Source organism: Vibrio sp. D420a (assembly GCF_030248625.1).
In the GTDB taxonomy this organism is placed as follows: Bacteria; Pseudomonadota; Gammaproteobacteria; order Enterobacterales; family Vibrionaceae; genus Vibrio; species Vibrio fortis_A.
In genome coordinates, this window is the sequence record NZ_JAHGAN010000014.1 from 19,531 (window position 1) to 32,929 (window position 13,399).

Here is a 13,399-nt window from a genome sequence, read left to right on the forward strand (position 1 = left end):
CGTCTTAACTTGCTATGTTGGTCAAAATGATAAGATTTTAATTAATCGTTAAATTTGCTACTATACCGCCCACAGTTTGGCCTCTCTGATGCCGATCATCAATACAAATTGAATGACGAAAATGGCAATGGAGAGCCAAGTTTCCAAGGATGTTCACCGCTTTATTTTACTAACAATTATGAAGGAAGGTGGTGGACCGCAATGAGAGGAAAAAAGTCGTGCTTGAAGCCTACCGTAAACACGTCGAAGAACGTGCTGCCGAAGGAGTTGTTCCAAAACCACTAGATGCCGAGCAGGTTGCTGGCCTAGTTGAACTTCTAAAGAACCCACCTCAAGGTGAAGAAGAGTTCATTCTTGACCTACTAGAAAATCGCATTCCACCAGGTGTAGATGAAGCTGCTTACGTAAAAGCGGGCTTCTTAACTGCTATCACCAAAGGTGAAGTAGAATCACCACTTGTTAGCAAAGAGAAAGCGGCAGAGCTGCTAGGTACTATGCAAGGTGGTTACAACATCGAGTCGTTGATTTCACTTCTTGATGATGCTGAACTTGCTCCTATTGCTGTTAAAGCACTATCTCACACGTTACTGATGTTTGATGCTTTCTATGATGTAGAAGAGAAGGCCAAGGAAGGTAATGCTTCAGCACAACAAGTACTTCAATCTTGGGCAGACGCTGATTGGTTTACTTCGAAAGAGAAAGTTGCTGAAAAAATCACAGTAAAAGTATTTAAAGTCACTGGTGAAACGAACACCGATGACCTATCTCCAGCTCCTGATGCATGGTCTCGTCCAGACATTCCAGTACACGCCAAAGCGATGCTGAAGATGGAACGTGACGGCATCAACCCTGATCAACCCGGCACTGTTGGCCCAATCGCTCAGATTGAAGAACTGCAAAAAGATGGTATCCCACTCGCTTACGTAGGTGATGTTGTAGGTACAGGTTCTTCACGTAAGTCTGCGACGAACTCAGTACTATGGTTCATGGGTGAAGATATCCCATATGTACCAAACAAGCGTACTGGCGGTGTTTGTCTGGGTGGTAAGATCGCGCCAATCTTCTACAACACAATGGAAGACTCTGGTGCACTACCTATCGAACTAGACGTACAGAACATGAATATGGGCGATGTTATCGACATTTTCCCATACGAAGGCGTTGTACGTAAAAATGGTGAAGAGATCTCTAGCTTTGAGCTGAGCAAAGTACTGCTTGATGAAGTTCGTGCTGGTGGTCGTATTCCACTAATCATCGGTCGTGGCCTAACTAGCCGTGCTCGTACTTCTCTTGGCCTAGAAGAGACAGATCTGTTTGCTAAGCCAGTTGATCCATCGGCATCTGACAAGGGCTACACGCTAGCTCAGAAGATGGTTGGTAAAGCATGTGGTGTTGAAGGTGTTCGCGCAGGTCAATACTGTGAGCCTAAGATGACAACAGTAGGTTCTCAAGATACAACAGGTCCTATGACGCGTGATGAGCTTAAAGACCTTGCATGTCTTGGCTTCTCAGCTGACCTAGTGATGCAGTCTTTCTGTCACACATCGGCATACCCGAAACCAGTTGACGTAAACACGCACCACACACTACCTGATTTCATCATGAACCGTGCTGGTGTTTCACTACGCCCAGGTGATGGTGTTATCCACTCATGGCTAAACCGTATGCTTCTTCCTGATACTGTAGGTACAGGTGGTGACTCGCATACTCGTTTCCCTCTAGGTATCTCATTCCCTGCAGGTTCTGGTCTAGTTGCATTCGCGGCAGCAACAGGTGTTATGCCTCTTGATATGCCAGAATCTATCTTGGTTCGTTTTAAAGGTGAAATGCAGCCAGGTATCACGCTACGTGACCTAGTACATGCAATTCCTCTATACGGCATCAAGCAAGGCCTACTTACAGTAGAGAAAGCAGGTAAGATCAACGAATTCTCTGGTCGCGTACTAGAAATCGAAGGTGTTGAACACCTATCTGTTGAGCAAGCGTTTGAGCTGTCTGATGCGTCTGCTGAGCGTTCTGCAGCGGGTTGTACTGTTAAGCTGTCTCAAGAGTCTATCGAAGAGTACCTGAAATCAAACATCGTTATGCTGAAGTGGATGATCGCTGAAGGCTACGGCGATGTTCGTACTATCGAGCGTCGTATTACGGCAATGGAAGAGTGGCTAGCGAATCCTGAGTTGCTGTCTGCTGATTCAGATGCTGAATACGCTCACGTTATCGAAATCGACCTTGCTGATATCGATCAACCAATCCTATGTGCACCAAACGATCCAGATGATGCTCGTCTTCTTTCTGACGTTCAAGGCACAGAGATCCAAGAAGTGTTCATCGGTTCTTGTATGACCAACATCGGTCACTTCCGTGCTGCAGGTAAGATGCTTGAAGAGTTCAACGGCTCGCTAAGCACTCGTCTATGGGTGGCTCCGCCAACTAAGATGGATAAAGACCAGCTAACAGAAGAAGGCTACTACGGCATCTTCGGTCGTGCAGGGGTTCGTATCGAAACTCCGGGTTGTTCTCTATGTATGGGTAACCAAGCACGTGTTGCAGACAAGTCGACAGTAATGTCTACGTCTACTCGTAACTTCCCGAACCGTTTGGGTACAGGTGCGAACGTTTACCTAGCGTCTGCTGAGCTTTCTGCTGTAGGTGCGATTCTAGGTCGTATCCCAACGAAAGAAGAGTACCTAGAGTACGCTGAGAAGATTAATGCAACGGCAGCTGACACATACCGTTACCTGAACTTCCATAAAATGGGTCAGTACACGGAAAAAGCGGACACGGTTATTTTCCAAGAACCAGCCTAGTTCCTCGTCATATTTGTAGCGGCAGCGTTGTTGACTGCGTACGTTCACCGGATCGCCGGCCGCCCTAATCGCATAGAGCTTCTATGCTCATAGGGATGAACGTACTTGTCGCCTAGCTGCCACTCCAACTATTTAGAGGAACCCAAATGATAGAGCGTCTACTTCGGTAGGCGTTTTTTTATGTCTGAATGCTGGGTGACGAGCCCCTCGATCTATTGATTACTTCGCTATATACTCTCGCCTCATTTTTAACCCTGTCTGCAGTTATTGCGTGGAGCCACTATGGAATTCGAATTTACAAGAAACACTTTGATGGGTGAGTACTACGTGAAATGCAGCATGGGGCACGAAATCGTTGGACGTTGGCTTCAAGAAGAGATTGGCAAAGACAAAAGTAAAATCGATCAGGTGTTAGCACTTGTTGAAGAGTCACGTACTAACTTTAGCAATGAGCTTTCAATGGTAGGTAAAGAGATCACGTTATCGATCAATGAAGATGAAGTAACGGTTCAAGAGAATGTCCTCGGCCATGAGTATGAAATGGAAGAGGGCAGCGAATTCGACTTTTACAACAGTGAAAGCTTATCGGTTTGTGGAATTGATGATTTTGAGTTGCTGATGGAGCGCTGGGTAGATTTTTTAGGATTGTAGAATACCCAATTGAGCGCATTGCCCAAATATAGAGCAATTTGATACCAGCGCATTAAGATAGTGAAAAGGTCGCACCATTATGGTGCGACCTTTTCCTTTATTGGAGGTGTATAAAGTAAAATTTATTTAATATCAATAATTTAACTTTTTGGCACGCTACTTGGATTATAGAAAGAGTATTAACGGACTAAGTGAAAAATCTAAGGAACGATTATGAAACTCATCAATGCCATAGTGAAACCATTCAAATTAGACGATGTGAGAGAAGCGCTATCTGATGTCGGTATCGAAGGTATGACTGTATCAGAAGTTAAAGGTTTTGGTCGTCAAAAAGGCCACACGGAACTGTACCGCGGTGCGGAATATCAAGTTGATTTCCTTCCAAAAGTAAAACTAGAAATCGCGACTCAAGCAGAAAACGTGGACCGTGTTGTTGAAGCGATTAGCCAAGCGGCTCACACCGGAAAAATCGGTGACGGTAAGATTTTTGTGTACGACCTGAGCCAAGCAGTACGTATCCGTACAGGCGAAATGGACGCAGAAGCACTTTAAGAATTCAAGGACTGGAGAATTTAATATGGAACTTTTAACAACAGTAACGGAATTACGTTACGCACTAGACACTTTTTTCTTCCTCATTTCAGGTGCGTTGGTAATGTGGATGGCGGCAGGCTTTGCAATGCTTGAGGCTGGTCTTGTACGTTCAAAGAACACCACTGAAATCCTAACTAAAAACGTTTGTTTGTATGCGATTGCATGTACGACGTACCTAGTTGTTGGTTACAACATCATGTATGTCGATAACGGCGAAGGCGGTTGGTTGCCATCTTTTGGTGCACTAATTGGTACGCAAGGTGAAGGTGCGGATCACTCTCTAGAATCTGACTTCTTCTTCCAAGTAGTATTCGTTGCAACAGCAATGTCAGTCGTATCTGGTGCGGTTGCTGAGCGTATGAAGCTATGGTCATTCCTAATCTTCTCTGTAGTTCTGACAGCGTTCATCTACCCAATGGAAGGTTATTGGACATGGGGCGGCGGTTTCCTATCTGAAGCTGGCTTTAGTGACTTTGCAGGTTCAGGTATCGTACACATGGCAGGTGCAGCAGCAGCTCTAGCTGGCGTACTTCTACTGGGTGCTCGTAAAGGTAAATACGGTAAAAACGGTGAAATTTACCCAATTCCTGGTTCAAACATGCCACTAGCAACATTAGGTACATTCATCCTATGGTTCGGTTGGTTCGGCTTCAACGGCGGTTCTCAGCTAATGGTATCGGACTTTGAAAACGCGACAGCAGTAGGTCAAATCTTCCTAAACACAAACGCAGCAGCAGCAGCAGGTGCAATCGCAGCACTACTAGTGTGTAAGACAACTTGGGGTAAAGCAGACCTAACAATGGTATTGAACGGTGCGTTGGCTGGCCTAGTGGCTATCACAGCGGATCCACTGTCTCCATCACCTCTATTTGCAGTCGCTATCGGTTCAGTTTCTGGTGCACTAGTAGTATTCAGCATCATCGCTCTGGACAAAGCTAAGATTGATGATCCAGTAGGTGCTATCTCAGTGCACGGTGTGTGTGGTTTCTTCGGTCTGATGGCTGTGCCACTAAGCAACGCCGACGCAACATTTGGTGCTCAACTATTCGGTGCTGCAGTAATCTTTGCTTGGGTATTTGGTGCAAGTCTAGCGGTATGGGCAATCCTAAAAGCAACAATCGGTATCCGTGTAAGCGAAGACGAAGAGCTAGAAGGTATGGATATGCACGACTGTGGTGTTGGTGCTTACCCAGAGTTCGTATCTGTGAAGTAACATTTACAAATATTTACATTTAACCTACTTGAAACCTGCTCGGATGAGCAGGTTTTTTTGTTCTTCATCATTGTTTTCTAAATTATGATGAATATAATAACGCAACTGATAAACGTTATCATTACGAAGTTAAAGGACTGAACCAATGAAAAAACTGCTAACTCTTTCTGCTCTAGCTTGTGCAACTATCGCACCTACAGCTGCAATCGCGGCAGAAGAAGTGAACGTATACTCTTACCGTCAACCTTTCCTTGTTGAGCCAATGTTCAACGAGTTCACGAAAGAAACTGGTATTAAAGTAAACGTTAAGTTCGCGAAGAAAGGTCTAGCAGAGAAGCTAGCTCAAGAAGGCGAGTACAGCCCAGCTGACGTTATCCTAACTGTGGATATCAGCCGTCTATCTGAGCTAACTAAGCAAGGTCTAGTTCAATCTGTTGAGAGCGACGTACTAGAGAAGAACATCCCAGCTCAGTACCAAGATACTGATAACGAATGGTTTGCTCTAACAACTCGTACGCGTAGCGTTTACTCTTCACGTGACCGTGTTGGCCGTCTAGGTGAAGATTTCACTTACGCAGACTTAGCTAAGCCAGAATTTAAAGGCAAAATCTGTACTCGTAGCGGTAAGCACCCTTACAACGTATCTCTAGTTTCTTCTATGATCGCTCATAAAGGCGAAGCTGAAACTAAAGAGTGGCTAGAAGGCGTTAAAGCAAACCTAGCTCGTAAGCCTCAAGGTAACGACCGTGCACAAGTTAAAGCTATCAAAGAAGGTCTATGTGACGTTTCTCTTGGTAACAGCTACTACCTAGGTAAGATGGTTAACGATAAAGAGCAAAAAGCTTGGGCTGATGCTGTTTACATCAACTTCCCTAACCAAGAGACGACTGGTACTCACGTAAACATCTCTGGTATGGCAATGGCGAAATACTCTCCAAACAAAGAGAACGCTGTTAAGCTAATGGAATTCCTAGCAGGTAACACTGCACAAGGTATGTACGCTGAAGTGAACTACGAATACCCAGTAAAAGCTGATGTTAAACCATCTGAGCTTGTAGCTTCTTGGGGTGAGTTCAAAGCAGATACAATTTCTCTAGACGAGATTGCTAACCACCACGAAGCGGCAATCAAACTTCTAGATGAAGTTAAATTCGACCTTTAATTTCATTGATGTAGGCTGCGGCCTAGATTGATTAACAACCTCAAGTTCCTACTTTATGGACTTGGGGTTGTTTTGTTTTTAAGCAAGTCACTTTTTGATACAAAGCAACGCCTAGAACTGGTGAGTTCTGAGCTTCGCGCCTTGCAGTCACAGTGCGATATCGGTATAACTACCCTTAGTTTTTAAAAGGATATGAGATGTATTTTCAAACGCATTTTCGAGTTATCCCTCTCCGTTGTAATTAAGCGATGAAACAAAAGAATTATATATGGAACACCAGTAGTGGAGTGATTGCTTTGCTGCTGGTTTTTCCGATCTTAGCGATATTCACAACCGCTGTTGGTGAAACGGATGAGCTCTTCTCTCATCTTATGTCTACAGTGATGCCTACCTACGCCTACAACACAGTGGTTTTAGTGTTCGGCACCATGTGTTTGTCGTTGATTTTTGGTATTCCCTCAGCGTGGATCATGGCAATGTGCCGTATCCCTGGCGAGCGGGTCCTACAATGGGCGCTAGTACTTCCTCTAGCGATGCCAGGTTACATCGTAGGTTATATCTTTACCGATTGGTTTGATTTCGCTGGACCAGTGCAGATTCTGCTGCGTGATATAACAGGATGGGGGCCGGGTGAGTATTGGTTCCCAGATATCCGAACCCTAAGCGGTGCAATTATTGTACTTTCTCTGGTTCTATATCCTTATGTCTACCTGCTATGCCGTGCTGCATTTATGGAGCAGAATGTTTCTTTGTTGCAATCTGCTCGACTCCTAAAGTGTTCTCCATGGGAAAGTTTCCGTCGTATTTCTCTGCCTTTGGTTCGCCCGTCGATGGCGGTTGGCCTATCCCTTGTTGCAATGGAAACCGTAGGTGATTTCGGTACAGTAAGCTACTTTGCGGTTAATACGCTAACCACTGCGGTTTACGATACTTGGCTTGGTTACTCTAGCCTCACTGCTGCTGCCAAGATCTCGGCTATCATGCTGGTTATCGTGATCTTGTTATTGAGTTCAGAGCGCTACAGCCGCCGCAAGCAGAAGCTATTTCAAAACCAATTTAATAGCCGAGAAGATTTCCGTTATCAGCTGAACGGTTGGAAAAAGTGGTTAGCACTGTTCTGGTGTTGGGGATTGGTTTGTGTCGCTTTCTTATTCCCGTTAGGTCAACTACTTATCTACGCGTACAAATACTTCGCTCAAAGTTGGACTGCCGAGTTTAGAGAGTATGCGATGAACAGTTTAAATGTCTCCGTTCTCGCCGCTGTGATTGGTGTGCTGGTGGCATTGACTGTTAACTTCAACCAGCGAGTGAATCCGGGCAAGCGTAACCTTGCTTATATGCGTCTCTCTTCTATGGGCTACGCGGTACCAGGAACGGTGCTGGCTATCGGTGTTATGGTTCCAGTTCTGTTTATGGATCACTTGGTGAATGATATTGCCAAAGCGATGGAATGGGGCCGTCCAGGCCTTATCTTCTCTGGCTCAATGTTCGCACTTATTTTTGCCATGGTGGTGCGTTTTTCGGCCGTCGCAATCGGCAGTATTGAAAGTAGCCTGAGCAAGGTTTCTCCATCATTGGATATGGCGTCGAAAACTATGGGCTGTAACACCAACCAGATGTTACGCCGAGTACACCTTCCTTTGATTAAGCGTGGGGCCTTAATCGCTGGTTTGCTGGTGTTTATTGAATCAATGAAAGAACTGAATGCAGCACTGTTACTGCGTCCATTCAACTTTGAAACGCTTGCGACCTATGTTTATAACTACGCCTCGGATGAGCACCTTGAACTGGCCGCAATGCCTGCGGTATTACTGGTTCTTGTGGGATTGATTCCGCTTATCATCGTTAACCGTTCTTTGGAGCAAAAAAACTAATGAGTTGTGCATTATCAATTAAAGACCTGACTTGTAAGTATGAGTCTCAGACGGTTTTAGAGTCTCTCTCTTTAGAGGTTGAGCACGGTGAGATTGTATGTCTGCTTGGTGCCAGTGGCTGTGGCAAAACAACGTTGCTAAAGGCGATTGCTGGTCTGCTTCCGCTGAGCAGTGGTGTCATGAACCTTAATTGCCAAACCATTGATGATGGTAAGAATTGGCTACCACCAGAGCAACGCAACATTGGCATGATCTTTCAAGATTATGCGCTTTTCCCGCACCTAACGGTAAATCAAAACGTTGCTTTTGGCTTGCGAGATCTTTCTGAGAAGGAGAAGCAAGCTAAGGTTCGTGAGATGCTTGAGCTGGTACACCTTGATGAGTACGGCGAGCGCTACCCACACCAACTTTCCGGTGGCCAACAGCAACGCGTCGCAATCGCACGCTCATTAGCTTATAAGCCAGATTTGCTGCTACTTGATGAACCATTTTCAAATATTGATACTCAGGTTCGACATGAGTTGATTTCTCAGATCAGAAAGATCTTCAAGAAGCAGGGTGTTACCGCGATCTTTGTAACGCACAGTCGTGAAGAAGCTTTTGCTTTTGCTGACAAAATGGCTGTGATGAACAACGGTGTGATCGAACAGTACGGTTCTGCTTCGGAGTTGTATTTCCACCCTTCGAGTAAGTTTGTTGCTGACTTCTTAGGTGGCGGTAGCTACTTGAATGCTCAGCGTATATCTGAACATGAATTTGAAACCAGCTTAGGCGTGGTTGAGGCAAAATCTCAAACGGACATCGAGTTGGGCAATGACTGTGAGTTGTTGTTGAGACCTCAGCATATCTTGGCTAGCTATGAGCAAGACAGCGCTATCTCTGTATTGGAGCAGCAGTTTATGGGAGACCATTGCCGTTATGTGATTGAAGCGCATGGTCAGAAACTGCTGGCGACCTCTTCTGAAGCATTGGAAGTCGGCATGCCAGTGACAGTGAAAGTCGATACTAAGGGCGTTCTTGCTTTCTAGGCTGTTCATTTAACAAACAATCTCATGTGAATAAAAAAGCCCAGTATCAAACTGACTAAGTAGGATACTGGGCAAGCGTTCTTCACCTATAGGGTTAAATCTAGGTATAAAACCCTTCCTTAAGGAGTTACAAAGATAGGAAGGCTTTCATGTTTTGAAGAACACATTCAGCAGTGTCTTTATCTTCCATTTCTGCAAATATACGCAGCAACGGTTCGGTTCCTGAGAAGCGAGCAATCACCCAGCCACCATTTTTGAAGTAGACTTTCGCTCCATCTTCATAGCTGACTTTTTCAATCTCATGTTCAAACTCTGGTAGCTGTTTCTCTACATAAATCTTGGTGTATAGCGCCTCTTTTTGAGAAGGTTTGAACGTGCAATCCCCCTCGGCTGTGTATGCATAGCCGTACTTTGAATAGATCTCATCAAGCAATTCAGACAACTTCTTACCCGTTACACTGATCATCTCAACCAGTAGGCTAGATGCGAACACGCCATCTTTACCCTTGATGTGCCCACGAATGGTCAAGCCGCCTGAGCTTTCGCCACCAATCAGAGAGTCATCCGCTTCCATTTGAGAACTAATGTGCTTAAAGCCTACTGGAACCTCAAAGCTCTTTTCACCGTGGTCAGCGGCGACTTTATCGAGTAGGTGAGTGGTTGCGATGTTACGTACTACCGAGCCTTTCCAGCCCTTGTATTCCAGTAAGTAGTAGTAAAGCAGCAGTAGCACTTCGTTAGGGTGAATGAAGTTACCCTTCTCATCGATAATACCTAGGCGGTCAGCATCGCCATCGGTGCCAATACCGATGTCATAGCCTTCAGCCGCAACCAAGTGCTTCAAGCGATACAATGTTGCTGCGCTCGGTGAAGGCATCAAACCGCCAAAGTCTGGGTTTTTACCGTCGTTGATCACGTCCACATCACAACGGCCGTTGATAAGAACGGTTTGAAGCGCATTTTTAGCTACACCAAACATAGGATCAATCAGAACACGAAGGTTGGCTTTCTTGATCGCATCGATATCGATGAAGTTGATGATCGAATCAACAAAGTCGTTCATCGGGTTGATGATTTCGATCTCTTTGTCATTTAACGCCTGTTCGAAATCGACGCGCACAACGTCTTCGCTAGTTAGCGTAGCAATCTGCTGTTCGATCTTTTCGGTGATGATCTCATCAGCATCGCGGCCACCCTCGATGAATACTTTAATGCCGTTGTAATCTGCCGGGTTGTGAGAGGCAGTGATACATGCCGAATAGGTACAGCCCATTTCTTTCGCTTGGAACATCACGATCGGTGTCGGAACAAACTTGTCGATGAAGCTGACTTTGATGTTGTTGGCAGCAAGTACTTCAGCAAACCAGCAGGCTGCTTTATCGGATAAGAAGCGACGATCATAGCCAATTACAAAGCCATTTTGTGCCGCATCTTCATCATTGATGATGTTAGCCAGTGCTTGAGCGACCAAGCGGACGTTATCGCGAGTGAACTCTTCACCTATGAAAGCGCGCCAGCCACCCGTACCAAATTTAATCATGTGAAAATCCTTTTAGTCTCATTGCCTCAAATCAGTTATGACCTGAGGCAAGAGCGGTTCGTTAAATTACGCAATTAGCCAAGAACGACGATAACATCGTTCACACTGCCTTCTGCTTGAACTGGGATAGCACCTTTGACTGCTTCGCCATTGATGGTGATAGACGCCACGCCCTTACTTACTGCATTCGGGTTCTTCACTGTGATGTTGTAAGTTGCTCCGCGCCATTGACGAGTCACTTCGAACTCTGGCCAATCCATTGGGATACAAGGATCAACGGTTAGGCCCTCGAAACCAGTACGAACACCAAGAATGAAGTTGGTAACCGCAAAGTATGCCCAACCTGAAGTACCGGTTAACCAAGGGTGGTTAGCACGGCCGTGGTCTTGGTGGTCCTTACCCATGATGAACTGCACGTATGAGTACGGTTCTGCATAGCGTGTTTCAATCATGTCGTTTTGGTTGTACGGGTTAAGAGCATCGTAGAATTTCATTGCACGGTCGCCGCGACCAAGCTTCGCTTCTGCTACCCAAGCCCATGGGTTCGGGTGAGAGAAGATCGCGCCATTTTCTTTTACGCCCTGGTAAACGCGAGTGACGAAGCCGATATCATCGTTTGGTGTCGCGAATGATGGAGAGTTTAGGTGCAGGCCGTATTCAGAGAATAGATTCTCATCAACAGCATCCATCGCTTTCTCACCGCGCTCTTGAGACACCGCACCAGATAGTACCGCCAGTGTGTTTGACTCTAGGTGTACACGACCTTCAGCTTGTTGAGCAGTACCGATTTTGTCGCCATCTTTTGTTAGACCACGGATGTACCAACCACCTTCGTCATCCCACAGGTGTGTTTCACACGCTTCACGAACGTTCGCTGCCATTTCAGTGTATTTTTCAACGTCAGCGTCATTGTTTCGGAATTTAGCAAGGTCTAGGAATTCTTGTAGTGCCCAGAAGTGTAGGAATGAAACCATTGAAGATTCACCGCCACCTAGGTTCAAACAGTCATTCCAGTCAGCACGTAGACCTTTACAGATACCTGTTTGACCAACGTATTCTGCAGAGAAGTTCAGTGCTGCTTTCATGTGTTCGTAAACAGTCGCTTCACCGCCGTCTGCGTAAGGAATCACCTCATCAAAGAACTCATGCTCACCGGTTTCCATCACGTATTTGATGATGGTCGGAACGATCCATAGATGATCATCAGAACAGGTGTCTTCGATACCGTGGATCTTGTCGTCGTCTGATGGCGTCGGAACTACTGTTGGTGATTTCGAAGGCTTAACATCTGCTTTTTCTGGATCAAACCAGTCAGGATCGAATAGGTGTAGACCGTAGCCCGCTTTAACTTGGCCGCGTAGTAGGTCGACGATACGTTTACGAGTCATTGCTGGGTTAGCGTGAGGTACTGAGATAGCGTCCTGCGCGGTATCACGGTAGCCAAGACCAGTACGGCCGCCAACTTCAATGAATGATGCAAAGCGCGACCACACCACACAAGTCTCTGCTTGGTATAGTGTCCAGGTGTTGATCATAGTGTCCAAGCCTTCGTTTGGAGACTTAACCTGGAATTTGTTGCAACGCTCGTCCCAGTGAGCTTTGATTCCTTGGAACGCAGCATCTACGTTTGCAGTGTCTTGGTACTTCTCACGTAGGCGCTCACCGTTACCTTTGCCGATACCTAGTACGTAAGCAAAGCGAACTTCTTCACCCGGTTGAATTGTGAATTGCTTATGCAGAGAACCACAATGGTTGTAACAGGTTTGCGCGCTGTTCGAACATTTACCATTTTCAACCGCAATTGGGTTCGCTTCATCGCGGTACATGCCAAGGAAAGTGTCGCGTTGACCGTCATAGCTGTCTGGTGAGAAAGTTGATGCTAAATAGTAGAAGCCTTCGAAGTCGTTAGTGTTGTAGTACAGATCGTATTCCAATACACCTTCTTTGTATTCAGTACCTGCTGAGTACAGAGACATCTGGTGGTTTTGGTTGTCTGATTGGATGTGGCTGAACGAGAACTCTACAAATGAGAATGTGCTGATAGTACGTGGCTTATCAGTGTTGTTCTTTAGTACAACGTCCCAAATCTCTGCATCTTCGCCCTTAGGGACGAATAGCGTTTTGGTTGCGGTAATGCCGCTATATTCACATTTGAACTTTGAGTATGACAGGCCGTGACGAACCTCGTAGTTGGCTTCGTCGAGGCTTTTAGCCACTGGCTGCCAAGAGATAGACCAGTAATCACCAGTTTCATCATCACGCAGATAAACATAGTGTCCCGGACGATCAAAAGTGCCGTTAGGACGGAATTTAGTAACACGGTTATATTCTGGTGAGTTGTAGAACGAGTAACCGCCAGCGTTGTGTGATATGACCGTACAGAACTTCTCGGTACCTAAGTAGTTAGTCCAAGGTGCTGGTACATCAGGGCGAGTGATGACGTATTCGCGATTCTCGTTGTCGAAATAGCCGTATTTCATTGTTATTTCCTTTTTAACAAACTGCACTCCGGCAGTTAATCTTACAAATA

General features: G+C 45.7%; 9 protein-coding genes. 7 read left to right on the forward strand and 2 right to left on the reverse strand.

What is annotated here, in order from left to right; translation table 11 throughout:
• The first annotated feature begins 218 nt into the window (after positions 1 to 218).
• From acnB to KI743_RS11260, 7 genes are all read left to right on the forward strand, one after another.
• On the forward strand, positions 219 to 2,807 hold the full coding sequence (gene acnB, locus KI743_RS11230) for a bifunctional aconitate hydratase 2/2-methylisocitrate dehydratase (protein ID WP_285466454.1): 2,589 nt from the start codon (positions 219 to 221) through the stop codon (positions 2,805 to 2,807).
• A 282-nt stretch (positions 2,808 to 3,089) separates the two neighbouring features.
• On the forward strand, positions 3,090 to 3,458 hold the full coding sequence (locus tag KI743_RS11235) for a YacL family protein (RefSeq protein WP_032551508.1): 369 nt from the start codon (positions 3,090 to 3,092) through the stop codon (positions 3,456 to 3,458).
• 213 nt (positions 3,459 to 3,671) lie between these two features.
• Positions 3,672 to 4,010 (forward strand): P-II family nitrogen regulator, encoded by a 339-nt coding sequence (gene glnK, locus KI743_RS11240; protein WP_004738200.1) that lies wholly within the window; start codon positions 3,672 to 3,674, stop codon positions 4,008 to 4,010.
• Between the two features lie 25 nt (positions 4,011 to 4,035).
• Positions 4,036 to 5,265 (forward strand): ammonium transporter, encoded by a 1,230-nt coding sequence (locus KI743_RS11245; protein ID WP_032551509.1) that lies wholly within the window; start codon positions 4,036 to 4,038, stop codon positions 5,263 to 5,265.
• A 145-nt stretch (positions 5,266 to 5,410) separates the two neighbouring features.
• The gene (locus tag KI743_RS11250) at positions 5,411 to 6,427 is read left to right on the forward strand and encodes a Fe(3+) ABC transporter substrate-binding protein (protein ID WP_032551510.1); all 1,017 of its coding nucleotides are present in this window, start codon (positions 5,411 to 5,413) and stop codon (positions 6,425 to 6,427) included.
• A 248-nt stretch (positions 6,428 to 6,675) separates the two neighbouring features.
• The gene (locus KI743_RS11255) at positions 6,676 to 8,301 is read left to right on the forward strand and encodes an iron ABC transporter permease (RefSeq protein WP_261882063.1); all 1,626 of its coding nucleotides are present in this window, start codon (positions 6,676 to 6,678) and stop codon (positions 8,299 to 8,301) included.
• Positions 8,301 to 9,329, forward strand: a complete 1,029-nt coding sequence (locus KI743_RS11260) for an ABC transporter ATP-binding protein (protein WP_261882062.1) — start codon at positions 8,301 to 8,303, stop codon at positions 9,327 to 9,329. Before KI743_RS11255 ends, KI743_RS11260 begins: the two co-directional genes overlap by 1 nt.
• Before the next feature lie 127 nt (positions 9,330 to 9,456).
• On the opposite strand, the gene KI743_RS11265 is transcribed toward KI743_RS11260, so the two are convergent.
• Positions 9,457 to 10,869 carry a phosphoglucomutase/phosphomannomutase family protein gene (locus KI743_RS11265; protein ID WP_285466460.1) on the reverse strand — a complete coding sequence of 471 codons (1,413 nt, stop codon included), beginning with the start codon at positions 10,867 to 10,869 and terminating at the stop codon, positions 9,457 to 9,459.
• Between the two features lie 74 nt (positions 10,870 to 10,943).
• The gene (locus KI743_RS11270) at positions 10,944 to 13,349 is read right to left on the reverse strand and encodes a GH36-type glycosyl hydrolase domain-containing protein (protein WP_285466461.1); all 2,406 of its coding nucleotides are present in this window, start codon (positions 13,347 to 13,349) and stop codon (positions 10,944 to 10,946) included.
• Between the last annotated feature and the right edge of the window lie 50 nt (positions 13,350 to 13,399).